Genomic DNA, 24,747 nt, shown 5'->3' with positions numbered 1-24,747 from the left:
GGTGCGGGGGGCCGTCGCCGCCGTGGTCTCTCAGGGTTGTGCCGGCTGCTGCACCCAGGTCAGGGCCGTCTGCAGCAGCTGCTGCAGCGTGGGCTGGAGGGAGCCGGCACGTTCGGGCAGGTAGGCAAAGGGCAGCGCTTCCTGCATGTAGCTGCACTGCGTGAGCTCCAGCTGCACGGCGTGGATGCCCTGCTCCGGCTGGCCGTAATGGCGCGTAATGTAGCCGCCTTTGAAGCGGCCGTTGAGCACCGCCGTGGCACCGGGTGCCTGCTCGGCAATGGCCAGCAGCTGCTGCGCCAGTTCCGGTGCGCAGCTGGCGCCATCGGCGGTTCCCAGGTTCAGATCCGGCAGCTTGCCGTCGAAAAAGCGCGGCAGCACCGAGCGGATGGAATGCGCATCCCACAGCAGCACGCGGCCATGCTCGGCGCGCAGGCGGTCCAGCTCGGCCCGCAGCTGGGCATGGTAGGGCGCCCAGTAGGTGCTGCGGCGGCGCGCCACTTCGGCGTCGTCCGGCTGGTCCTGGGCACGCTGGTACAGGGGCGTGTCGTCAAAGGTGTCCACCGGGCACAGGCCGGTCACGCTCTGGCCGGGGTAGAGGCTGGCGCCATCGGGGGAGCGGTTCAGGTCCACCACATAGCGCGAATGGGTGGCCGCCAGGATGGAGGCACCCATGGCCTTGGCAAAGGCGTAGAGCTCGGGCATGTGCCAGTCGGTGTCGGGCACCTGGCGGGCTTCGTCGGTGAGCAGGGCCGCGATGTCGGTCGGCACATGTGTGCCCGCGTGCGGCATGGACACCAGCAAGGGCAGGGTGCCCTGGCGGAAATGGAAGGGAGCGATATCGGTCATAGCGTGCATGGGAGAGATGCGGGCCGGCCCGCCACAGCGGGCCTGGGAGGCCAGGTGGTTTACAGGTCGAACACCTTGCCGGGGTTCATCAGATTCAGCGGGTCCAGCGCGGCCTTGATGGCGCGCATGGCTGCCAGCTCCTGCGGCGTGCGGCTGGCATGCAGGAAAGGCTTTTTGTGCAGGCCGATGCCGTGCTCGGCCGAGACGCTGCCGTGGAACAAGGCCACCTGCGCGTACAGCGCGGCTTCCACCGCGTCACATTCGCCGTGGACGGTGGCGCCGTCGGTGGAGACATGCAGATTGCCGTCGCCCACATGGCCGAAGAACAGCGTGTGGTGACCGGGCCAGCGCGCATCGAAGTCCGCCTGGATGGCTTGCGCAAAACGGCCGATGTCGGCCTGCGGCAGGCTGACATCGAAATTGATCGGGGGGTGCATCTGGGTGTTCAGCTCGGCCGGCGCTTCGCGCAGCTTCCACAGCGTGCGGGCCTGGGTGTGCGACTGGGCGATCACGGCGTCGGCCACTTCACCGGCCTCCATGGCTTCGCCCAGGGCCTCTTCCACGGCGTCGCGCAGGCTGGCTTCGTCCTTGCCGTCCACGTCGATCAGCGCCAGCAGCGGATGGCGTTCGGCCAGCGGGGCCTGCAGCTTCTGCCACTGGATGGAGGCCTGCACAAAGCTGTCCCACATCAGCTCGAACGCGGCCACGCTGTTGCCGAAACGGCCTTGCATGCGCTGCAGCACGGCCAGCGCGGCATCGAAATGCGGCACCGCCACCAGGGCCGTAGCCTTGGCCTGGGGCATGGGGCGCAGGCGCAGCAGCACGCGGGTGATGACGCCCAATGTTCCTTCAGCGCCGATGAAGAACTGCTTGAGGTCGTAGCCGGTGTTGTTCTTCAGCATGGGGCGCAGCATAGGCAGCACCGTGCCGTCGGCCAGCACCACTTCCAGGCCCAGCACCTGCTCGCGCATCATGCCGTGCTGCAGCACGCCGTTGCCGCCGGCATTGGTGGAGACATTGCCGCCGATCTGGCAGCTGCCGCGTGCGCCCAGGTCCACGCCGAACACCATGCCGGCCGCCACGGCGGCTTCCTGCACGGCCTGCAGCGTGACACCGGCCTGCACCGTCACCAGGCCGGTGCGGGCGTCCACGGCTTCCATGGCATTCATGCGCTCCAGCGACAGCGCCACACAGCCTTGCACCGGCACGGCACCACCGGCCAGGCCGGTCAGGCCGCCCTGCGGCACCACGGCGATGCGGTGGGCATGGCACAGGCGCAGCACGGCCGCCACCTCCTCGGTGCTGCGCGGGCGCACCAGGGCCAGCGGGGCCACGGGCGGCTGCCCGCTCCAGTCGGTGTGGAAGCGCGCTTCCACCGCGGCGCCCGTCTGGACGGCCGCGTCGCCCAACTGCTGCTGCAGCGCGGAGAGAAAAGAGTCGATGGAGGGAAGGGACATGAGAGCAGGAAACCTTTTCAAACGGCACACAGCCCCCGGGGTGAGCCGGGGGCTGCGGGAGATGCACCTCGGCATTGTCGTGCCATGCGCCCGGTGCCGTCAGGCCCTGCGGCAATTCCGCTGTGGCCCATCGGGCAAGTGCGCCCCCTCAGAACACGTGGGCGTAGCGCAGCAGCAGAAAGTTCTCGCCCGGATTGGGCTCCTTGATGCCGGCATTGGAGCTGTGCTGGATGCGCAGCGACAACTCATGCGCCCGCTGGGGGCCAAAGTTGCGCCCCAACCCCAGATGGCTGGAGAAGTTGACCCGGCTGCCAAAGGCATCGCTGCCATTGCGGTAGTGGCGGCTGAACCAGCTCACACCGGTGCCCAGTTCCACAAACCAGGGGGATTGGCCCGCTGCACCACGCCAGCGCAGGCTGGGCCCCAGACCCAGCACCAGGGTGTTGCGCCGCGCCGATGCCGGCGGGCGGCTGGACCAGTTGCCCACATACCCGTCCCACTGCCCGCGCACCACACCGCTGCCCAGCGCCCAGGACCAGCTGGTCCAGGGCCAGGTCAGGCCCACGGTGGTGGCGTAGGCCTCGCGCTCACCCGCCCCGCCCTGCAGGTACAGGGTGGGGGCTTCCTGGGCCCGGGCCGGGCTCCCGGCCGCCAGGGCGGCAAAGACGGTGACGCCGGTGGCGATCCCGCGCAGGGCGTGGACATGCATGGGCTGCTCCTCGGTGGAATGGCCAGACGGTCGGGGCTGGCCTGTGTGTGTGGCCTGCCCAGTCTGCAGAGAAAACCGCGGCCCCGGCGTAGGCCGGCGGGCCGCACGCTGTCAGCCAATGCCGCATTGGCTGGGGCCACGCCAAGCCCCTGCAATGCCGTTGCGCGGACGGGCCGGCGCACAATAGCGGCCGCCACCTTCGGTGGACCTCCCGATAAAAACTCCCTCTACAGCGCGCCCTGCCTGCACCGCGCGCTCACTTTTCGAGATTCCCCTTGTCTGCCGCCCTGTCCACCCTCCAGAACGTTTTTGGCTATGCCTCCTTCCGGGGCCCCCAGGCAGCCATCGTGGACCAGGTGGTGGCGGGCGGCGATGCGCTGGTGCTGATGCCCACCGGGGGCGGAAAAAGCCTGTGCTACCAGGTGCCCGCCATCGTGCGCCAGCAGGCCGGACAGGGCGTGGCCATTGTGGTGTCGCCGCTGATCGCGCTGATGCACGACCAGGTGGGCGCGCTGCACGAAGCCGGGGTGAGTGCGGCGTTCCTGAATTCGTCGCTCAGCTACGACGAAGCCCAGCAGGTGGAATGGCAGCTGCAGAGCGGCCAGCTGACCCTGCTCTACGCCGCCCCCGAGCGGCTGGTGACGCCGCGCTTTCTGGGTCTGCTGGACGACCTGCACGCCCAGGGCCAGCTGAGCCTGTTCGCCATCGACGAAGCGCACTGCGTGAGCCAATGGGGCCATGACTTCCGCCCCGAATACCGCGCCCTGTCGGTGCTGCACGAGCGCTATGCCGGCGTGCCGCGCATCGCGCTGACGGCCACGGCCGATGCGCTGACGCGGGCCGACATCGTCGAGCGCCTGCACCTGGAACAGGCACAGCAGTTCGTCAGCAGCTTCGACCGGCCCAACATCCGCTACACCATCGTCGAGAAAAAGGACGTGACGCAGCAGCTGCTGCGCTTCATCCAGAACGAGCATGCGGACGAAGCCGGTGTGGTGTACTGCCAGTCGCGCCGCCGGGTGGAGGAAATCGCCCAGACCCTGCAGCAGGCCGGCATCAACGCCCTGCCCTACCACGCGGGCTTCCCGTCCGAAGTGCGCCAGCAGCACCAGGACCGCTTCCTGCGCGAAGAGGGCATCGTGATGGTGGCCACCATCGCCTTCGGTATGGGCATCGACAAACCCGATGTGCGCTTTGTGGCCCACGTGGACATGCCCAAGAACATCGAGGGCTACTACCAGGAAACCGGCCGCGCCGGCCGCGACGGGCTGCCCGCCCATGCCTGGATGGCCTATGGCCTGAGTGACGTGGTCAACCAGCGGCGCATGATCGACGAAGGCGGGGCCGAGGAAGAATTCAAGGCCGTGCTGCGCAGCAAGCTCGATGCCCTGCTGTCGCTGGCCGAAGCCACCGACTGCCGCCGTGTGCGCCTGCTGCAGTACTTCGGGGAAACCTCCAGCCCCTGCGGCAACTGCGACAACTGCCTGCACCCTCCCACCGTGTGGGACGGCACGGACGCCGCGCGCAAGCTGCTGTCCACCATCTACCGCGTGCACGAGATGAGCGCCCTCACCTTTGGTGCCGGCCACATCATGGACGTGCTGCGCGGCAAGGACACCGACAAGGTGCGCCAGTTCCTGCACGACAAGGTCTCCACCTTCGGCATCGGCAAGGGCTACAGCGAAACCCAGCTGCGCGGCGTGATGCGCCAGCTGCTGGCCACCGGCGCCCTGGGCCTGCACAAGGTGACCAGCGAAAACAGCGGCCATGTGTTCGACACCCTGTGCCTGACCAGCGGCTCGCGCGACGTGCTGCGCGGCGAGGTGCAGGTGCAGCTGCGCGAAACCGTGGCGGCCGCCCGCAGCCGCAGCACCAAGCGCGGCGTGCAACCCAATGCCGCTGCTGCCAACCTGGGGCCGGATGCGCAGGCCCGCTTCATCAACCTCAAGGCCTGGCGTTCGGAAGTGGCCAAATCGCACAATCTGCCGGCCTATGTGATCTTCCAGGATGCCACCTTGGCCGCGATTGCCGAGCAATGCCCCGGCTCGCTGCAGGCCCTGGGCAGCATCAGCGGCATCGGCAGCAAAAAGCTGGATGCCTACGGCGCGGAAGTCCTGCGGGTCATCGGCGGCCCCTCGGTCTGAGGCCCCTTGCAGGGCACCGCCCGCGGCTCCCGCAGGCGGCGATCGGGAAACCTGCTAATACCCGCACACCGGCAAACCCGCCATACTGCCCCGCTACTGCTGCTGGGAGGTATGACGATGGCTTCTGACGACACCCACGAGGTTTTCAACCAGGTCGATGAACCGTGCCAGCAGGCACCGCTGCAGCATGATGCGGCCCTGCTCCATGCCGTGCAGCAGGACCACGCCAGCTGGGCCCTGCCCTCGCTGCAGGACTACGCCCAGCGCGTCACCTCGCCGGCCACCTGGCAATGGGCCCAGCTGGCCAATACCCATGCCCCCAGGCTCCAGGCCTTCGATGCCCGTGGGCGGCGCACCAACACCGTGCACTACCACCCCTGCTGGCATGCCCTGCTCACGCTGTACCGCGAACAGGGCCTGGTCGGGCTGCCCTACGAGAACACCCGCGCCGGCCGCTGGACCGCCTGGGCAGCGGGCTTCTATCTGCACGGCCAGGTGGAACAGGGCTCGCTGTGCCCCGCCACCATGACCACTGCCGCCATCGGCGTGCTGCGCCACGAGACCGCGCTGTGGCCCCACATCAAGGCCGGGCTGCTGTCCCGCCACTTCGATGCCCAGGACCGGCCCTGGCCCGACAAGCAGGCGCTGTGGGTGGGCATGGGCATGACGGAAAAGCAGGGCGGCTCCGACGTGCGCGCCAACACCACGCAGGCCGTGCCCGACGGCGCCTCCGGGCGCGGCCAGGCCTACCGGCTCACGGGACACAAATGGTTTTTCTCGGCACCGATGAGCGATGCCCACCTGGTGGTGGCGCAAACGCCCGATGCCGGCCCCGCCTGCTTCTGGGTGCCACGCTGGCAGCCAGACGGCACACGCAACGCCGTGCACCTGCTGCAGCTCAAGGACAAGGTGGGCAACCGCAGCAACGCCAGCAGCGAGGTGGAATTCCATGGCGCCTACGGCCTGCTGCTGGGCGAGCCCGGCCGGGGCATTCCCACCATCATCGAGATGGCCACCACCACCCGCCTGTGCTGCGTGCTGGGCAGCAGCGCCATCCTGCGCCAGGCGCTGGTCCAGGCGCTGCACCATGCCCAGCGCCGCCAGGCCTTTGGCAAGCCGCTGGTGCAGCAGCCGCTGATGCGCAGCGTGCTGGCCGATCTGACGCTGGAAAGCGAAGCCGCCACCATGCTGGCCATGCGCCTGGCCAGCGCCTTCGAAGCCTGCGAAGGCGCCGACCCGGCCCCGGCAGAGCGGGCCTGGAAACGCCTGATGACACCGGCCGCCAAGTTCTGGGTCTGTAAGCGCGCTGTCGAGGTGGCAGGGGAAGCCATGGAGGTGCTGGGCGGCAACGGCTATGTGGAACCCGCCGTGGTGGCCCGGCTGTTCCGCGAAGCGCCGGTCAACAGCATCTGGGAAGGCTCGGGCAACATCATGTGCCTGGACATGCTGCGCGCGCTGGGCCGGGAGCCCGAAGGCAGCCAGGCCCTGCTCGCCCACCTGATGGATGCCGCCGGGGAAGACAGCCACCTACTGACCGAGCTCCACGCCCTGCAGGCCCTGCTGCACCGCCCCCCTGCCGAGCAGGAGCTGCTGGCCCGCCTGATCGCCCAGAAGCTGGTGCTGGTGGCCCAGGCCTGCCTGCTGCGCCGCCATGCCCCTTCCTGGGTGGCCGACGCCTTCATCGCCACCCGCATCGTGCACGGCAGCGCCCGCGTGGTGGGCGCCATCGACGCCCGCACGCTGGATGTGGCGGCACTGTTGGAACGCGCCTTGCCTGCCTGAACCCGCGCCCCCCAACCGGTCCGCGCGCCCACCGCCCGGACCGCACTGTGGCGCCCGGCAGACACTGGGCGGGGTCCGCGCAGCCTCTGTGGGGCGATGCGCCCGCATGGAATTGCAGAGTCCATAGAATACGAACAATTCTTATTCATAGATTCCAGGCTTTTCCATGTCCGCCCCCCTCAGCGCTGCAGCCCATACCCTGCAGACGTTCTACCTGCAGCACCATGGCTGGCTGGTGGCACGGCTGCGCCGCAAGATCGGCTGCCCCTGGGACGCTGCGGATCTGGCACAAAGCACGTTTTTGCGCGCCTGGACGGCACCCGGCCAGCCGCTGGACCAGGTGGCGGAGCCCCGTGCCTACCTCACCACCATCGCCCAGCGCCTGCTGTCCAACCACCTGCGCCGGCGCCAGATCGAACGCGCCTACCTGGAGGCACTCAGCGCCCTGCCCGACCCCGTCGCACCGCCCCCCGATGTGCAGCTGATGGTGCTGGAGACCCTGGTCGCTATCGACCAGTTGCTGGACGGCCTGCCCGCCGTGGCCCGCCAGGCCTTTTTGTTGTGGCGGCTGGAAGAGCTGACCCAGGAAGAAATTGCCCAGCAACTCGGCCTGTCCCGCACCACGGTGCGCCGCCACCTGGCCAGCGCCGCCGAGCGCTGCTACTTCGGCATGGGGGAGTGAGATGGAACACCCGGCTCCTCCTTCGGCTGCGGCCGCCATCCCGCCTGCCGTGGCCCGTGCCGCCGTGCACTGGCTGCTGACCCTGGACGATGACAGCGCCCCCGCTTCCGAGCACACCCGGCAACAATGGCACCGCTGGCTGCAGGCCGACCCGCTGCATGCCCAGGCCTGGCAGCGCATCGCCACCCTGGATGCACAGTGGCAGCAGCAGCTGCACGGCCTGCCGGCCTCGGTCGCACGCCAGGCCTTGACCGCGTCCGGCCACGGCCGGCGCCACGCCCTGCGTCTGGCCCTGCTGCTGACGGCCGGCACCGGCGGTCTGCTGGCCTGGCAGCAGAGCGGCTTGGGCCAGCCCCACTGGCAACGCCTGGCGGCCGACCTGGCCACGGCCACGGGGGAGCAGCGCAGCCGCGAGCTGGCCGACGGCACGCGGCTGTGGCTGAACACCGCCACGGCGGTGGACCTGCACTACAGCGCCACCGAACGCCTGATCGTGCTGCGCGCCGGGGAAATCCTGGTGCACAGCGCGCCCGACAACGCCCCGGATGCCACCACCGGCCAGCCACGCCCGTTGCGGGTGCGCACGGCCGAAGGCCTGGTGCGCGCCATCGGCACCCGCTTCACGGTGCGCCAGCACGCACAGCACACCAACGTGGCGGTGCTGGAAGGCGCGGTGGAACTGCGCCCGGTCCGGGCACCGCAGGACGTGCTGCGCCTGGAAGCCGGGGAGCAGGCCACGCTCGGGCGCAACCAGGCCGGCCCTGCCGCCCCTTTGGCCGAGGGCGCCGGGGCCTGGCACGACGGCATGCTGGTGGTGAACGATATGCCCCTGCCCGACTTCCTGACCGAGCTGTCGCGCTACCGCTCCGGCCTGCTGCGCTGTGCCCCCAATGCCGCCGGCCTGCGGGTTTCGGGCGCCTACCCCCTGGCCGACACGGACCGCGTGCTGAACGCCCTCACCCGCGCCCTGCCGGTGCAGCTGCAAGCGCGCACCCGCTGGTGGGTCACGGTCGAACGCCGCAGCTGACGCCGGCAATTCACTCCGGATTGCATAGCACACCAGGCTTTCCTGAAAAGCATCTGCAGCCTTCTTCTCAAAAATCTGCAAAAACCCCGGCCATTTCCGGCTCCTTGCGTGTCAAGCCCCTCAGACGGACTGCGCCCACGCGCCAGCCCAGCTTTCTGCCTATCCACCGAGGGATTCCACCGCATGAACCGCCGACCGCTTCACCCCCAGCCCACCGCCACGGCGCGGGCCACCCACCTGCTGTGCGCCAGCCTGATCGCCTGTGCCACGGCCCTGCCCGCCCTGCCGGCGCTGGCCCAGACCAGCACCGCCCAGGCACAGCGCAGCTACACCATCCCCGCCGGCACGCTGGCCTCGGCCCTGAACCGCCTGGGCCGTGAATCCGGAGCGCTGATCAGCTTTGCCCCCGATCTGGTGGCTGGTCTGCAGACCAGCGGCGCCCAGGGCACACAGGGCGTGGCCCAGTCCCTGGCGGCCCTGCTGGCCGGCACCGGCCTGGAAGCCGTGCCCGACGCCAGCGGCGCCTACGCGCTGCGCCGCATCCCCGAAGCCGCCCAGCGCAGCAGCGGCGGCGCAGCCACTCTGGCTGAAGTGAAGGTGACGGCCGCCGCCACGGCGGCGGACGGCACCACCGAAGGCACGGGCCGCTACACGGCTGCAGGCCCCAGCGGGGCCGCTACCGGCTTGGCGCTGACGCTGCGCGAGACCCCGCAGTCGGTCACCGTCTTCACCCGCCAGCGCATGGAAGACTTCAAGCTGCAGACGCTGACCGATGTGATGGAGCAGACGCCCGGCCTGACGGTGAGCCGCCAGAACCAGATGGTCACCTACAACGTGCGGGGCAGCACCGCCAACCTGCAGGTGGACGGCTCGCGCCAGCTCTCCAGCGGCTGGGGCTTCAACACCCACACGCTCTACACCATGGACGACCTGGCCGACATCGACCGCGTCGAGGTGCTCAAGGGCTCGTCCGGCCTGATGAATGGCGACGGCAACTACGGCGCCACGATCAACCTGATCCGCAAGCGCCCGACCAAGGACTTCCAGGCCCACGTGGAAGCCAGCGCCGGCAGCTGGGACAGCTACCGCGCAGATGCCGACATTGCCGGCCCGCTGAACGCCGAAGGCAGTCTGCGCGGGCGGCTGGTGCTGTCGGAAAAGCGCGCCCGCGGCTTCCGCGACTACGAGGACTCCAGCGGCCGCATGGTCTACGGCACGCTGGAATACGACCTCTCGCCCGACACCCTGCTGAGCGCCGGCGTCACCTACCGCGAACGCACGCTGCGCGGCTCCGGCGCCACCACGCCCCTCCAGGCCTATTCCGGTACCGGCGCCTTCGTGGGCTGGATGCCGCGCTCCTACAACAACGGTGCGCGCTGGGCCGGCTACGAGCAAAAAGGCCTGAACCTGTTCACCCGGCTGGAGCACAACTTCGGCCAGGGCTGGAAGGCCAAGCTGCAACTGGTGCACGAGGAAATCGACGTGCCCGAACAGCTGCAGGGCTATATGAACAACGCCCTGCCAGGCGCCGTGAACTTTGGCCGCTATGGCGAGAACACGACACGCAACCAGAGCATCCAGGTGGACGTGCAAGGGCCTTTCTCCCTGTTCGGCCGCCAGCACGATCTGCTGCTGGGTGCCGGGGCCTCCAAGAGCCGCATCAATCTGCAGCGCGGCGGCGGCGACAACACCACGCTGGGCGCGCTGGGCCTGGACTATGCCCAGGGCGGCGGCGCGCTGCCGAATGTCAACCTCAGCGGCCTGACCTATTCCGATGACCTGTTCAGCCGCAAGCGCAACTATGTCTATGCGGCCGGCCGCTTCAGCCTGGCCGACCCGGTCAAGCTGATCGTCGGCGCCCGCGCCACCAATTACGACCAGAAGGATGTCTCCGACGTCAGCTGGTACAACTACGATCTGCACGAACGCGGCGTGGTGACGCCCTATGCCGGTCTGGTGGTGGATGTGGCCCGCGATGTGTCGCTGTATGCCAGCTACGCCAGCATCTTCCAGGCCCAGAGCGCCAAGAACGCCAGCGAACAGACGCTGCCGCCGGAAGAGGGCAAGACCTACGAGATCGGCGCCAAGGGCGAGTTCTTTGACAAGCGCCTGAACGCCAGCGCCGCCTACTTCTGGATGAAGACCGACAACACCGCCGAAACCGTGGGCCAGACGCCCGCGGGCGAGACCATCTCGCGGGCGGTCAGCGGCGTCACGCGGCGCGGCTGGGAGCTGGAGCTGTCCGGCGAGCTGGCCCGCGGCTGGCAGCTGCAGGGCGGCTTTGTGATGAACAGCAGCACGCTGGACTCGTCCAGCACCACGCCCAAGTACCAGTTCAAGCTGGGCACCACCTACCAGTTCCGCGATTCGGCCCTGCAAGGGCTGACCGTGGGCGCGGCCACCCGCTGGCAGAGCGACATCTCCACCAGCCGGGGGGCGACCACGCTGCGCCAGGACGCCTACTGGCTGGTGGACCTGATGGCCCGCTACCAGGTCGACCGCCACTGGAGCGTAGCCGCCAATGTGAACAACGCGATGGACAAGCGCTACTTCGCGGGTGTGACCAACTTCAACGCCCAGGGGCTGTTCTACACCTGGGGCGCACCGCGCAGCCTGAACCTCAGCGCGCGCTACGACTTCTGACGCAGCGCTGCCTGCGCGGCCGAACGCGGCGCAAGCAGGCGGCACAGAAGCCATGGCGGTGCCCGGCAGCACCCTGTCGGCGACCGGTGCCCTGTGTGCAGCGCACCGGCGTTCGCCGTGCATGGCGCGATGGCAGCGGCAGTACGGCAGATATGGCAATCTGTCAGACTTTGCCGCCTGCACTTTCCGTACCCGCCCCGACCATGCTGACCTACGCCGATATCCAAGCCGCCGCCACCCGACTGCGTGACCAGGTGCTGCAAACGCCCTGCGTCGAATCCGAGACGCTCTCGCAGATCGTGGGTGCGCAGGTGTTCCTCAAGTTCGAGAACCTGCAGTTCACGGCCTCCTTCAAGGAACGTGGTGCCAGCAACCGGCTGCAGCTGCTGAGCGCCGAGGAAAAGGCGCGCGGCGTGATTGCCATGAGCGCCGGCAACCACGCCCAGGGTGTGGCCTACCACGCACAGCGCATGGGCCTGCGTGCCGTGATCGTGATGCCGCGCTTCACCCCCGGCGTGAAGGTGGAGCGCACCCGTGGCTTTGGCGCCGAGGTGGTGCTGCACGGCGACACCCTGGAGGAGGCGCGCCAGCACGCCTTCCTGCTGGCCAAGGAACAGAACCTGACCTTTGTCCACCCCTTCGACGACGAGGCCGTGGCGGCCGGCCAGGGCACGCTGGCCCTGGAAATGCTGGCCGTCCAGCCCGACCTGGACACCCTGGTGGTGGCCATCGGCGGCGGCGGCCTGATTGCCGGGGTGGCCACGGCCGCCAAGGCGCTCAAGCCCGGCATCCGCGTGGTGGGGGTGCAGACGCAGCGCTTTCCGTCCATGCTCAACGCCGTGCAGGGCACGGACCTGCCCATGGGCCAGTCCACCATCGCGGAAGGGATTGCCGTGGCCACGGCCGGCACCATCACCCGCGAGGTGGTCAAACGGCTGGTGGACGAGCTGCTGCTGGTGGATGAAGGCGATATCGAGCAGGCCGTGCTGATGCTGCTGGAGATCGAGAAGACCTTGGTCGAAGGCGCGGGCGCTGCCGGTCTGGCCGCCCTGATCCGCCACCGCGAGAAGTTCGCCGGCCAGAAGGTGGGCCTGATCCTGTCCGGCGGCAACATCGACCCGCTGCTGCTGGCTGCCATCATCGAGCGCGGCATGGTGCGCTCCGGCCGTCTGGCGCGCGTGCGCGTCAGCGCACGCGATGTGCCCGGCGTGCTGGCCCAGATCACGGCCACCGTGGCCGCCGCCGGCGCCAACATCGAGGAAGTCCACCACCAGCGCGCCTTCACGCTGCTGGCCGCGCAGAACGTGGAAATCGACTTTGTGCTGCAGACCCGCAACCAGCAGCATGTGGAGCAGGTGCTGGAAGCGCTGCGGGCTGCCGGCATGCAGGCCGCGCGCGCCTGAGATTCTTGGGTACCGTGGCACCCCGCCCCCTGGCTGCGGAGCGGAGTGACGGTACCCGGCGGTGGAGCCAGCCTGCCACGCCCGCGGACCTGCGCCGTGGATAACCCTGTAGCCGGGCCATGCCGTCCCTTCCACAATGGCAGGACGAACGAGGTCTGCGTGGCGCACCCGCCACCTGGTTGTCCGACTGCCCGCAAGGAGTGAACGCATGAGCCATGACCCCGCTGCCCACGATGCGCAGCCCCAGATCAATCCCGACGACGCCGCCGAGGCGGTGGTGCCCCTGATTCCCATCGTGCTGCCGCTGGTGGGGGCCGTGATGATGTTCCTGCTGGCCTTCATCGCCGTGAACATGGCGTGAACGGCATCCGCCTTCGAAAACTGCCCCGCAAGGGGCTTTTTTCATGCCGGCGAATTTCTGCTTTATGCATATCTTTATGCATATGAGACATAGTTTTCCGGGTTGTCCCACTGGCTTTTTACAGCCGCCTTCCTAGAATGGCTTTCCCGGCGCCGGTCATCGGCTGCCTGATAGCGCCCGCAGTGCCCCCTATGGACGAGCTGCTTTGCCCAACCGCCCCTTGGTACGCCCCGCGCGTGCCCGGTTCGGCAAAACCGTTTACCCACTATCAGGAGATCCTTCGATGAACGCCCTCGCCCCCCAGGCCCTGCAGGTGCAGGCGCCCGCCTTCGTGAAAAACCCCAAGCTGATCGCCTGGGTGGCCGAAATGGCCGCACTGTGCAAGCCCGCCCGGATCCACTGGTGCGACGGCTCGCAGGAAGAGTACGACGCCCTCTGCCAGCAGCTGGTGGACGCCGGCACGTTCAAGAAGCTCAACCCCGCCAAGCGCCCCGGCAGCTTCCTGGCCTGGTCCGACCCGTCGGACGTGGCCCGCGTGGAAGACCGCACCTACATCTGCTCGGCCCGCAAGGAAGATGCCGGCCCCACCAACAACTGGATGGCCCCCGCCGAGATGCGTGCCACTTTGCAGCCGCTGTTTGACGGCTGTATGACAGGCCGCACCATGTATGTGGTGCCGTTTTCCATGGGCCCGCTGGGTTCGCCCATTGCCCACATCGGCATCGAGCTGTCCGACAGTGCTTATGTGGCCGTCAACATGCAGATCATGACCCGCATGGGCAAGGCCGTGTACGACGTGCTCGGCACCGACGGCGAGTTCGTACCCTGCGTGCACACCGTGGGCGCACCGCTGGCGGCCGGCGAGACCGACCAGACCAGCTGGCCTTGCAATCCCACGACCAAGTACATCGTCCACTACCCCGAAACGCGCGAAATCTGGTCCTACGGCTCGGGCTACGGCGGCAACGCCCTGCTGGGCAAGAAGTGCTTTGCACTGCGCATTGCCTCCACCATGGGCCGCGACCAGGGCTGGCTGGCCGAACACATGCTGATCCTGGGCGTGACCAACCCCGAAGGCCAGAAGTACCACGTGGCGGCGGCCTTCCCCAGCGCCTGCGGCAAGACCAACTTCTCCATGCTGGTGCCGCCCACCGGCTTCGAAGGCTGGAAGGTCACCACCATCGGTGACGACATCGCCTGGATCAAGCCCCAGGCCGATGGCTCGCTGCGTGCCATCAACCCCGAAGCAGGGTATTTCGGCGTGGCTCCGGGCACCAACCTGCTGACCAACCCGAACTGCATGCAGAGCCTGGACAAGAACGTCATCTTCACCAACGTGGCGCTGACCGATGACGGCGATGTGTGGTGGGAAGGCCTGGAAAAAGACCAGGGCAAGCTGCCGGACCACCTGATCGACTGGAAGGGCCAGGACTGGACCCCGGCCATTGCCAAGGAAACCGGCGCCAAGGCCGCCCACCCCAACGCCCGCTTCACCGTCGCCGCCACCAACAACCCCGCGCTGGACGAAGCCTGGGACGACCCCAAGGGCGTGAAGATCGATGCCATGATCTTCGGCGGCCGCCGCTCCACCACCGTGCCGCTGGTGACTGAAGCGCGCAACTGGACCGAAGGCGTCTACATGGCCGCCACCATGGGTTCGGAAACCACGGCCGCCGCCTTTGGCGCGCAAGGCGTGGTGCGCCGCGATCCGTTCGCCATGCTGCCGTTCGCCGGCTACAACATGAGCGACTATTTCCAGCACTGGCTGAACCTGGGTGCCAAGATCGAAGCCCAGGGCGCCGCGCTGCCCAAGATCTTCACCACCAACTGGTTCCGCAAGGACGCCGACGGCAAGTTTGTCTGGCCCGGCTACGGTGAGAACATGCGCGTGCTGAAGTGGATGATCGACCGCATCGAAGGCCGTGCCCAGGGCCAGCAGACCGCGTTCGGCGTGGCCCCCACCTATGGCGAAATCAACTGGACCGGCCTGGACTTCAGCGCCGACCAGTTCGCCAGCGTGACCAGCATCGACAAGGCCGCCTGGAACGAGGAAATGCAGCTGCACACCGCCCACTTCGACCAGCTGGCCTACAACCTGCCGCAGGAACTGCTGGCCACCAAGAAGGCGCTGGAAGCCCGCCTGGCCGCCTGAAGCCGTTGTTCCCAACAGGTGCCTCGTATGCAGATGCTTCCGGTGTCTGCCTGCCACAGGCGCCTGCAAAGCCAAAGGAGCGTGCACAGCACGCTCCTTTTTTCATGCCATGAAAAAAGCCACGGCCTGGTGGGCGGTGGCTTTCGACAGAGGGGCTGCGGCGGGTGCCGCAGCCGGCGCGGGACGGGAATCCGCGTATCAGCGTTCCTGGCGGTCCATGGCGCGGGCCAGGTCGGCCATCAGACGGGCGTCCTGCAGGGCCATGTTCCAGGTGCGTTCATCTTCTGCGGCCATGCGGCGGCTGTGTTGCCAGGCGCGCAGGCCCTGGCGCAGCGACACCAGGCTGCGGCGCAAGGTGGTCACGCAGCCCAGCACCTCGCCGGAACGCAGCCATTCCTGGGTGAAATCCTGGTCGTCCGTGATCACTTCCAGCGCAATCCCGGCCCGCACCAGCGGCGTCAGCGCCTCCAGGGCCCAGGTGGCAATGCTGTCGGCATTGACCGCGACGGCCAGGCCCACCCCGGCGCCAGAGCCGGCCGTGTGGGGCGCCAGGGTCTGCATGTCGCGCGCCAGATCGGCCCGCAGCAGGCGCAGCTGCTGGGCATGCTTGAGCAGCAACTGCCCGGCGCGGGTGGGCCGCAGGGGCCGGCTGCGCACCACCAGCACCGATCCGGCCTGCTCCTCCAGCGCCCGCAGGCGCTGCGAGACGGCCGACTGCGTGACATGCAGGCGCTGCGCGGCCTTCTCGAACCCACCGGTTTCCACAATGGCGGCCAGGCACTCCAAGGCCACCGGGTCCCAATGCTGCATCGCGTCTTCTCCTGCGTTGTATTAGCTGCGCTTATGGATTCACAAGGAATGTAATCCGGCTTGGCGTCCTGCGGGTGGCACACCACACTGCGCTCCATGAAAACCATCATCCTCGGCGCCGGCATCATCGGCATCAGCACCGCATGGCACCTGCGTGCCCGCGGCCACGACGTGATCGTCATCGACCGCCAGGCCGAGGCAGCGCAGGAGACCAGCTTCGCCAACGCCGGCCAGATCTCGGTCAGCTACTGCGAACCCTGGGCCAACCGCGAAGCCCCGCTGAAGGCGCTGAAGTGGATGTTCGACGCGCAGGCGCCGTTGCTGTTCCGTCCCCAGCTGGACTGGCAGCAGTGGCGTTGGGCGCTGCAATTCCTGGGCCAGTGCAACGACCGCGCCTTCGCGCGCAATGTGCAGCAGATCGTGGCCCTGGGCGCCTACAGCCACACCGCCCTGCAGCAGATGGTGGCGGAGACCGGCATCAGCTACCACCGGCTGGAGCGCGGCATTGCGCACTTCTACTCCAGCGCCCAGGCCTTCGAGGAGGCCGGCGAGGCCGTGGAAATCATGCGCCAGCACGGCGTGCAGCGCCAGCTGGTCAGCCGCGACGAGCTGCTGCGCATCGAGCCGGCTTTCACGCCCTACAAGGACCAGATCTTTGGCGGCACCTTCACGCCCACCGATGAAAGCGGCGACGCCCGTGCCTTCACCCAGCAGCTGGCCCAGTTGTGCGCACAGCGCGGCGTGCAGTTTCTCTACGGCCACGATGTGCTGCGCCTGAACCAGGCCGGCGGCGAGGTGCAGTCCATCACCGTGCGCCAGCGCCTGGACGATGGCCCAGGCCGCGAACAGACGCTGACGGCCGACAGCTTTGTCGTGGCCTGCGGCAGCTACAGCGCGCCGCTGCTGCGCACCGTGGGCGTGGACCTGCCCATCTACCCCGGCAAGGGCTACAGCGCCACCTTCCGCATCCTCCAGCCCGATGCCGCACCGTTTGTGTCGTGCATTGACGACGCGCGCAAGATCGCCATGAGCCGTTTCGGCGACCAGCTGCGCGTGGCCGGCACCATCGAGCTGGGCGGCTTCGACCTGTCGCTGGACAGCCCCGTGGCCCAGGCCCGCTGCCGCATGCTGAGCGAGCGCATCGAAGAAATCCTGCCCGGCGTGTGCGACACCCGCTCCGAAGCCGAAGGCGGCCAGCCCAACTACTGGTGCGGCCTGCGCCCGGCCACGCCCACCAACATCCCGTTCATCGGCCATACCGGCGTGGGCAAGCTGTGGGTCAATGCCGGCCACGGCACCCTGGGCTGGACGCATGGCGCCGGCTCGGGCAAGGCCCTGGCAGCGCTGATTGCCGGCGAGCGCCCGGCCATGGACTTCGGCTTTCTGGGCCAGGGCCGCGACCCTGTCGCCTGGCACCAGCGCCCGATCGAGGCCTGACCGGGGCAGACCCGGGCGGGCCTGGCGGCTTTCCGCCGCCGCAGCACCCGCTGTCGCTGCGGCGGTGGGGAACGGCCATCTGGCATTCGGCTGTCGCTGCGCGCACCGCAGTGTCCGCGCGACACGCCGGCCCCCCCGGCGCCGCTACCATCGGCGCATGCGCAACGACCACTATCTTTTTCTGACCGCCTCGGCCCGCGAGCCCCATGTCATCGGCAACACCGAATGGCTGGCCCGCGAAGCCGCCCGCCACCTGCCGGACGACGTGCAGCAGACCTGGGTGCACCTGGCCCAGGAACCTATCCCCGCGTTTGTCGATGTGCGCCACAGCGCCGGCAGCTACCCTGCGCCCGAAGGCCGCATGGCCGACCTGCTGCAGGCCACGCTGGATGCCAGCCACCTGGTGCTGGTCTGCCCTGTGTACTGGTTCAGCCTGCCCACGGCCGTGAAAGCCTATCTGGACCACTGGAGCGGCTGGCTGCGCGTGCCGGGACTGGACTTCAAGGCCCGCATGGCCGGCAAGCCGCTGTACCTGGTCAGCACCGGGGGCGAACGCCGCAAGGCCCAGCCCTCCATCGACGCGGCCCAGCTGTGCGCCGAATTCATGGCCATGCCCTGGGGCGGGGCCTTGTGGGGCAAGGGCGGTGCGCCCGATGCGGTGCAGGCCGACACCGAGGCCGTGCAGGCGGCTGCCGGCTTTCTGCAGCGCGCTTGATCCGCATCGGGGGCGGGGCCTTGCACGGACCGGAAAACCGGTCCGCAGCACTGCACGCCATAATGGCGGGCGCTGCTGCCCGCTTGACCGGCATCAATCCTTTTTGACCACCATCCGCCCTGCCCTTGCTCGCTCCTGCCGCTTTTACCACCCGTGATTTCCGTCACGCCCTGGGCCAGTTCGCCACGGGTGTGACCATTGTCACCACGGCCGATGCCCTGGGGCGCCCCATCGGGCTGACGGTCAGCTCGTTCAACTCGGTGTCGCTGGAGCCGCCGCTGGTGCTGTGGAGCATGGCCCACCGCGCCGCCTCGCTGCCGGTGTTCCAGCAAGGCGGGCACTACGCCATCCACGTGCTGGCCGCCGGCCAGCAGGAGCTGGCCCAGCGCTTTGCCACCCGCGGCGTGGACAAGTTTGCCGGGGTGACCTGGGAAGCCAACGAGCAGGGTGTGCCCCTGATCGAAGGTGCAGCCGCCGTGTTCGAATGCAGCAACCGCAGCCGCTATGACGAGGGCGACCACACCATCTTCGTCGGCCTGGTGGAGCGCTGCCAGCACCTGCAGGGCGTGCAGCCCCTGATCTACCACGGCGGCCATATGTACGCCAAGCACGGCCTGCCGCCGGCCCCCTACACCGACTGAGCGGCCCCGCCACCCGGCACGCGCTGCCCGGAGCAGCCCGGAAGAACAAAAAGCCTATCCCCATGTGGGGACAGGCTTTTTTTATGGCTCTTGCAGACCGCCAGCGGCTCAGCGCTGGGCGTCGGGCAGCTCGATTTTCACTTCCAGCACTTCCAGGTTGTCCTGGCGTTCCAGCTGCACCTTGATGTCGCTGGGGTTGATCGACACGTACTTGGAGATCACCGCCATCAGCTCGCGCTGCAGCGCAGGCAGGTAGTCGGGCTGGGCATTGGAGTTGCCCACGCGCTCGCGCGCCAAAATGATTTGCAGGCGTTCCTTGGCGACCGAAGCGGTTTTCTTCTTCTCGCCCAAAAGCATGGAGATCAGGGACATGCCGACTTACCTCCCACCAAAGATACGCTTGAAGAAACCGGGCTTTTGCGCGTCGATGAAGCGCATGGGCTTTTCTTCGCCCAGGAAGCGGTCCACCACGTCCTTGTAGGCCTCGGACACATCGGTGCCCTGCATGTGCACGGCGGGCACGCCCTGGTTGGAGGCCTGCAGCACGGTTTCCGACTCGGGAATCACGCCGATCAGCTCGATGCGCAGAATGTCCTGGATGTCCTCCAGCGACAGCATCTGGCCGTCTTCCACGCGGTTGGGGTTGTAGCGGGTGATCAGCAGGTGTTCCTTGACCGACTCGCCCTTGGTGGCACGGTCGGTCTTGGAGCTGAGCATGCCCAGAATGCGGTCCGAGTCACGCACGGACGAGACTTCGGGGTTGGTCACCACCAGCGCCTCGTCGGCGTAGTGCATGGCCATCAGCGCGCCGCTTTCGATGCCGGCGGGCGAGTCGCAGACGATGTATTCAAAGTCCATGGCCGCCAGATCGTCCAGCACCTTCTTGACGCCATCCTGCGTCAGCGCTTCCTTGTCGCGCGTCTGCGAGGCCGCCAGCACGAACAGGTTCTCGCACTGCTTGTCCTTGATCAGGGCCTGGTGCAGATTGGCTTCGCCCTGGATCACATTGATCAGGTCATAGACCACGCGGCGTTCGCAGCCCATGATCAGGTCCAGATTGCGCAGGCCGACGTCGAAGTCGATCACTGCAGTCTTGTGGCCACGCAAAGCGAGGCCGGAAGCAAAGCTGGCACTGGTGGTGGTCTTGCCCACACCACCTTTGCCGGAAGTCACAACGACGATTTTGGCCATGTTTGCAGTTTTCCTTAGAGACTGATTGCGTGGTTCTTGTGTACGGTTCAGTCGGGGCTGTTCAGCTCCGAAGCTTACAGGGATTCGATGATGATTTTTTCCCCCTCCAGGCGTACCTTGGCGGGTTTGCCCGCCACATCGGCTGGCAGGGGGGAATCGATCGCACGGTAGATGCCGGCAATGGAGAGCAGCTGCGGCTCCATGCAGGTGCTGAAGATGCGGGCTTCGGTGTTGCCCCGGGCGCCAGCCACGGCACGGCCGCGCAGCGGGGCATAGACATGGACGTTCCCGTCGGCAATCACTTCCGCACCATAGCTGACCATGCCCAGCACCACCACATCGGTGTTGCGGGCGTAGACCTGCTGGCCGGAACGCAGCGGGCGGTCGATGATCAGGGCGTCGGACAGGGGTGCCGGAATTTCGCGCACCACCTCCACCTCACGGATCACTTCCCGGATTTCCACCGGGGCGGAGCGCGCCGGCAGTGCATCCGGTGCGGCCATCAGGCCAGCGGCATGGGCGGCGGCCATCTGGTCGGCCGAGCCGCCGCGCACCGCCACGGGCTGGGTGTGGTGGCTGGAGAGCACCCGGCGCAGCTCGGCAAAGTCCACAGGGTCTACCGCCTCGCGGATGTGCGAGAGGTCGATCAGCACCGGATCGTTGTCAAAGAAGTCGGGGTCGGCGGCCAGGCGTTCTGCCAGATCGTGGGCCAGCACATGGATGTCTGTGTCCTTGAGCACCACGGCCACCACCGGCAACTGGGCACTTTTCAGGTCAAAACTGGTGCGGGCTGTGCCCTGCGATTCAACGGCCATGGAATGCGATAGGTGCGTAGGTGAAAGGAAACGCCATCTCGAAGCTGGAAAGTGTACCCCGCTGTGCGGAATGTCGGCCACGCGCCTGCCGCGGGCGCGCAACACCGTGTAACCCTGTGCGGGCGGCCAGGCAGGGGCGTCGCACAGGCGGCGCCCCTGCGTTCAGGCGGCCTGCGCCTGGCGCGCCAGGTACTGGGCGGCAAAGGCTTCGTACCAGGGCAGGCAGCCGGCATTGGCCATGGTGTCGGGGTTGACCACCTTGGCCAGCGGCTGGCCCAGCAGCAGCTTCTTGATCGGCAGCTCCTGCTTCTTGCCGGTCAGCGTGCGGGGGATCTCGGCCACCTGCACGATCTCGTCCGGCACAAAGCGGGGCGACAGTGCGGTGCGGATGGCAGCATTCAGCCGCTCGCGCAGCGCGGCGTCCAGCGTCAGCCCCTCGCGCAGCACCACGAACATCGGCATCCAGCTTTCCTTGCCCAGGTACTCCAGGTCCACCACCATGCTGTCCAGCACCTCGGGCAGGGCTTCGATGGCGCTGTAGAGCTCGCTGGTGCCCATGCGCAGGCCGTGGCGGTTGATGGTGGCATCGCTGCGGCCGTAGATGGTGCAGCCGCCCTGCGCACCGATGCGCAGCCAGTCGCCGTGGCGCCAGACCCCTCCGGCCGCAGCCGGCAGGTCGCCGCCGCCAGGCTGGCGGCCGTGGCCGGGGGCATAGCTGTCGAAGTAGCTGGACAGGTAGCGGCTGCCGTCCCGGTCGCCCCAGAAGTACAGCGGCATCGAAGGCATGGGCTGGGTGCAGACCAGTTCGCCCACGGCGTCGACCACCGGACGGCCCTGCTCATCCCAGGCTTCCACGGCCGCGCCCAGCTGGCGGCACTGCATCTCGCCGGCCAGCAGCGGCAGCTCCCGGTTGCCGCCGATGAAGGCACCGCAGAAATCGGTGCCGCCCGAGATGTTGTTCCACCAGATGCCGGGCGTGCCCAGCCGCGCAAACTGGTCCGTGCCCCATTGCTGCACATCGGGGGACAGGGGGGAGCCGGTGCTGCCCAGGCTGCGCACGCGCGACAGATCACCGCAGTCCGCCAGATCCAGCCCTGCCTTCATGCAGCCGGTGTAGAACGCCGCGCCGGCCCCGAAATTGCTCACCCCGTGGCGCGCGGCAAAGCGCCACAGCACGCCCCAGTCGGGCTGGGCCTTGCTGCCGCTGGGGCTGCCGTCATAGATCACGCAGGTGGTCCCGCCCAGCAGGCCGCCCGCCTGGGAGTTCCACATCACCCAGCCGGTGGAGCTGTACCAGTGGAAGCGCTCGCCCCAGCTGTTGGCGTCATAGCTGGGGCCCACGTCGTTGTGCAGGGCTTTGAGGCACAGCGCCACCAGCACCATGCCGCCATGGCCGTGGACGATGGGCTTGGGCAGGCCGGTGGTGCCGCTGGAATAGACGATCCACAGCGGGTGGTCGAACGGCAGCCATTCGGGCGCGAAGGCGGCCGTGGCGGCATCGTCGCGGGCCAGCACCTGGGCCAGATCGGCGCTGTCGGCCACCGCCTGGGCCGCATGCGGGCTGCGCAGCACCACCACATGCGCCAGCGTGGGCAGCTGGGCGCGCAGCTCCTGCAGCACGGCGCTGCGGTCCAGCGGCTTGCCGGCGTAGTACACGCCGTCCACGGCAATCAGCGCCTTGGGCTCGATCTGCTTGAAACGGTCCAGCACGGCGGCGGTGCCCATGTCGGGCGCGCACACGCTCCAGACGGCGCCCAGGCTGGCCACGGCCAGCAGGGCGACGATGGCCTCGGGGACATTGGGCAGGTAGGCCGCCACCCGGTCGCCCTTGCCCACGCCCTGGGCGCGCAGGTGCAGGGCCAGCGCGGCCACCTGGCGCTGCAGATCGGGCCAGCCCAGTTCGCGGACCTGGCCCTGTTCGTTGTCGGCGATCACGGCCGGCATGCCGGCGGCGTGCGCGGGCTGCACATGGCGCAGCACCTGGCGCGCGTAGTTCACCTGGGCGCCGGGGAACCACTGTGCACCGGGCATGACATTGCGCGCCAGCACGGCCGTGTGGGGCGTGGGCGACTCGACGTGGAAGTAATCCCAGATGCTCTGCCAGAAGGCATCGAGCTCGGTGGTGGACCAGCGCCACAGCGCGTCGTAGCTGTCAAAGCGCAGACCGTGCTGCTGCGCCAGCCACTCCTGGTAGAGGCGGATCTGGGGAATATGGGGGGGATGGGACGCAGAGGGGGAGGTAGAGAGCGGCATCCCGCCAGCGTAGGCGCGGCCCCAGATTGTCGCCATGCTAGGTGCACCAATTGACAAAGTCGGTCCGGCAGCATTGCATGTTCTTGTCATACTTGAGGCAGTGCAAGCCTGTGCCCGCTGTCTGCGCGCACAATCCCTGCACCCAGCGCCTTCGCCTGTGCGACGGCCTGCCTGTGTTGATTTCTCAGTTGTTTACGCCAATGTCCATGCATACCGATGCCCTCATCGTGGGCGCGGGGCCCGCCGGGCTCTCGCTTGCCATCTCTCTGGCCCAGGCCGGGCTCCAGGTGACGGTGCTGGAGCAGCAGCCGGCCCTGGCCCTGCAGCAGCCCAAGCCCGACGGGCGCGAAATTGCCCTGACCCACCCCAGCGTGCAGACCCTGCAGCGCCTGGGCAGCTGGGAGCTGCTGCAGCCGCATGAGCAAGGCCAGATCCGCGAGGCCCAGATCCACGACGGCCCGGTCGGCCAGCGCCCGATGCTGGCCATCAGCGCCGATGGCAGCGGGGTGGACCAGCTGGGCCGCATCGTGCCCAACCACGCCCTGCGCCGCACGGCCTGGGAAGTGGCCAGCACCACACCGGGCGTGGAAATCATCACCGAGGCGCAGGTGACCGCCGTGTCCGTGCACCCCGACCATGCCGAAGTGCGCTACACCCGCACCGACCAGGGCGTGCGCTGCGAGGCCCCGGCCCTGACCGCCCCGCTGGTGGTGGCCGCCGACAGCCGCTTCTCCGGCATGCGCCGCCTGCTGGGCGTGGGCGCGCAGATGACGGACTTCGGCCGCAGCGTCATCGTCTGCCGCATGCGCCATACGCTGCCGCACGAGGACATCGCCCACGAATGCTTTGGCTACGAGCGCACGCTGGCCATCCTGCCGCTGCAGCCCGATCCCGACACCGGCGAGCTGCTGTGCTCCGCCGTGATCACCACCGATTCGGCCGATGCCCAGCGCCTGCTGCAGCTCTCGCCCGAAGACTTCGCCGCCCATGTGCAGCACGACTTCCAGGACCGCCTGGGCCCGATGGAGCTGGTGGGCGAACGCCACAGCTACCCGCTGGTGGCCACCTATGCCCACCGCTTCAGCGGCGCACGCTGGGCGCTGCTGGGCGATGCCGCCGTGGGCATGCACCCGGTGACGGCCCATGGCTTCAACCTGGGGCTGGCTGGCGTGGAACGCCTGACCGCCGCCGTGGCGGCTGCACGCCAGGCTGGCCAGGACTGGGGTGATGCCGCCGTGCTGGACGCCTATGCCCAGGGCCAGCACCGCCATGCCTTCCCGATCTTTGCGGGCACCAACAGCATCGTGAAGCTCTATACCGACGCCCGTCCCCTGCCACGCGTGCTGCGCCAGGTGGTGCTGACCGGCGCCCGCCATCTGCCGCCGCTCAAGGCCGCCATCGCGGCCCAGCTCACCGGCCGCAGCCCCTGGCAGCTGATCCGCGCCACCCTGCCGCAGCCGCCCTGGGCAGGCCGCCACTAGAGTCGCCACCAGCAATACCGCACCCGGCGGCCGCGGCGCCACCGTGGCCGGCATGCGACAGCGCCCCCTGAAAATGGCGGGGCTGCGTCCAGCCCTCCCCCCAAGGCTTCACCGATTTCCGGATCTGTGAAGCCTTTTTGCTGGAGCCTGTGCAGCTATCACTATTGCAGCAGTGCGGTCCAGCACGGATGGCGCTGC

General features: G+C 68.3%; 19 protein-coding genes and 1 pseudogene. 12 read left to right on the top strand and 8 right to left on the bottom strand.

Annotation, left to right across the window (positions count from 1 at the left end; genetic code table 11):
• Window positions 1–30: 30 nt before the first annotated feature.
• The 3 genes from hutG to QM470_RS21005 all read right to left on the bottom strand — a co-directional run bounded on the left by hutG (window position 31) and on the right by QM470_RS21005 (window position 3,012).
• Complete coding sequence (hutG, locus tag QM470_RS21015) at window positions 31–846, bottom strand: N-formylglutamate deformylase (protein WP_283340613.1); 816 nt, start codon at window positions 844–846, stop codon at window positions 31–33.
• Window positions 847–905: 59 nt separating this feature from the next.
• Entirely contained in the window at window positions 906–2,303 is a 1,398-nt protein-coding gene (locus tag QM470_RS21010) for an FAD-binding oxidoreductase (RefSeq protein WP_283340612.1), read from the bottom strand.
• A 148-nt stretch (window positions 2,304–2,451) separates the two neighbouring features.
• On the bottom strand, window positions 2,452–3,012 hold the full coding sequence (locus tag QM470_RS21005; RefSeq protein WP_283340611.1) for an acyloxyacyl hydrolase: 561 nt from the start codon (window positions 3,010–3,012) through the stop codon (window positions 2,452–2,454).
• A gap of 275 nt (window positions 3,013–3,287) precedes the next feature.
• On the opposite strand from QM470_RS21005, the gene recQ reads away from it, so the two are divergent.
• From recQ to QM470_RS20965, 8 genes are all read left to right on the top strand, one after another.
• Entirely contained in the window at window positions 3,288–5,156 is a 1,869-nt protein-coding gene (gene recQ / locus QM470_RS21000; RefSeq protein WP_066538612.1) for a DNA helicase RecQ, read from the top strand.
• Window positions 5,157–5,273: 117 nt separating this feature from the next.
• Window positions 5,274–6,938, top strand: coding sequence for an acyl-CoA dehydrogenase family protein (locus tag QM470_RS20995; protein WP_283340610.1), 1,665 nt, complete (start codon window positions 5,274–5,276; stop codon window positions 6,936–6,938).
• A 166-nt stretch (window positions 6,939–7,104) separates the two neighbouring features.
• Entirely contained in the window at window positions 7,105–7,620 is a 516-nt protein-coding gene (locus QM470_RS20990) for a sigma-70 family RNA polymerase sigma factor (protein ID WP_283340609.1), read from the top strand.
• 1 nt (window position 7,621) lies between these two features.
• Window positions 7,622–8,647 (top strand): FecR domain-containing protein, encoded by a 1,026-nt coding sequence (locus tag QM470_RS20985; protein WP_283340608.1) that lies wholly within the window; start codon window positions 7,622–7,624, stop codon window positions 8,645–8,647.
• Between the two features lie 183 nt (window positions 8,648–8,830).
• Entirely contained in the window at window positions 8,831–11,290 is a 2,460-nt protein-coding gene (locus QM470_RS20980) for a TonB-dependent siderophore receptor (protein ID WP_283340607.1), read from the top strand.
• A gap of 203 nt (window positions 11,291–11,493) precedes the next feature.
• Entirely contained in the window at window positions 11,494–12,693 is a 1,200-nt protein-coding gene (locus QM470_RS20975; RefSeq protein ID WP_218333311.1) for a threonine ammonia-lyase, read from the top strand.
• Between the two features lie 208 nt (window positions 12,694–12,901).
• Window positions 12,902–13,054 carry a hypothetical protein gene (locus QM470_RS20970; protein WP_172591880.1) on the top strand — a complete coding sequence of 51 codons (153 nt, stop codon included), beginning with the start codon at window positions 12,902–12,904 and terminating at the stop codon, window positions 13,052–13,054.
• Between the two features lie 283 nt (window positions 13,055–13,337).
• On the top strand, window positions 13,338–15,206 hold the full coding sequence (locus QM470_RS20965) for a phosphoenolpyruvate carboxykinase (GTP) (protein WP_283340606.1): 1,869 nt from the start codon (window positions 13,338–13,340) through the stop codon (window positions 15,204–15,206).
• A gap of 339 nt (window positions 15,207–15,545) precedes the next feature.
• Here QM470_RS20965 and QM470_RS20960 read toward each other — a convergent pair.
• Window positions 15,546–16,016 (bottom strand): annotated as a pseudogene (locus tag QM470_RS20960) (LysR family transcriptional regulator); the annotation flags it as partial.
• Window positions 16,017–16,112: 96 nt separating this feature from the next.
• Here QM470_RS20960 and QM470_RS20955 point away from each other — a divergent pair.
• The 3 genes from QM470_RS20955 (at window position 16,113) to QM470_RS20945 (ending at window position 18,809) form a co-directional block, all read left to right on the top strand.
• Window positions 16,113–17,453: a D-amino acid dehydrogenase gene (locus tag QM470_RS20955; protein ID WP_283340605.1), complete on the top strand. Its 1,341-nt coding sequence runs from the start codon at window positions 16,113–16,115 to the stop codon at window positions 17,451–17,453.
• Window positions 17,454–17,610: 157 nt separating this feature from the next.
• Window positions 17,611–18,168, top strand: a complete 558-nt coding sequence (locus QM470_RS20950) for a flavodoxin family protein (RefSeq protein WP_280013930.1) — start codon at window positions 17,611–17,613, stop codon at window positions 18,166–18,168.
• A 125-nt stretch (window positions 18,169–18,293) separates the two neighbouring features.
• Window positions 18,294–18,809: a flavin reductase family protein gene (locus QM470_RS20945; protein ID WP_370510822.1), complete on the top strand. Its 516-nt coding sequence runs from the start codon at window positions 18,294–18,296 to the stop codon at window positions 18,807–18,809.
• A 108-nt stretch (window positions 18,810–18,917) separates the two neighbouring features.
• Here QM470_RS20945 and minE read toward each other — a convergent pair whose 3' ends face one another.
• The 4 genes from minE to QM470_RS20925 form a co-directional block, all read right to left on the bottom strand.
• The gene (minE, locus tag QM470_RS20940; RefSeq protein ID WP_066538587.1) at window positions 18,918–19,181 is read right to left on the bottom strand and encodes a cell division topological specificity factor MinE; all 264 of its coding nucleotides are present in this window, start codon (window positions 19,179–19,181) and stop codon (window positions 18,918–18,920) included.
• Between the two features lie 6 nt (window positions 19,182–19,187).
• Entirely contained in the window at window positions 19,188–20,000 is an 813-nt protein-coding gene (gene minD, locus QM470_RS20935) for a septum site-determining protein MinD (protein WP_066538586.1), read from the bottom strand.
• A 74-nt stretch (window positions 20,001–20,074) separates the two neighbouring features.
• Entirely contained in the window at window positions 20,075–20,815 is a 741-nt protein-coding gene (gene minC / locus QM470_RS20930; RefSeq protein ID WP_066538578.1) for a septum site-determining protein MinC, read from the bottom strand.
• Between the two features lie 162 nt (window positions 20,816–20,977).
• Window positions 20,978–23,068, bottom strand: a complete 2,091-nt coding sequence (locus QM470_RS20925; RefSeq protein ID WP_283340648.1) for an acetoacetate--CoA ligase — start codon at window positions 23,066–23,068, stop codon at window positions 20,978–20,980.
• A gap of 200 nt (window positions 23,069–23,268) precedes the next feature.
• Between QM470_RS20925 and ubiM the strand changes: the two genes are divergently transcribed.
• A complete protein-coding gene (gene ubiM / locus QM470_RS20920; RefSeq protein ID WP_218333305.1) occupies window positions 23,269–24,549 on the top strand; it encodes a 5-demethoxyubiquinol-8 5-hydroxylase UbiM in 1,281 nt (426 codons plus the stop codon).
• Window positions 24,550–24,747: the final 198 nt, after the last annotated feature.

Source organism: Comamonas sp. 17RB (genome assembly GCF_030056555.1).
Lineage (GTDB): Bacteria > Pseudomonadota > Gammaproteobacteria > Burkholderiales > Burkholderiaceae_C > Comamonas > Comamonas terrigena.
This window is presented reverse-complemented; position numbering and strand designations above follow the sequence as displayed.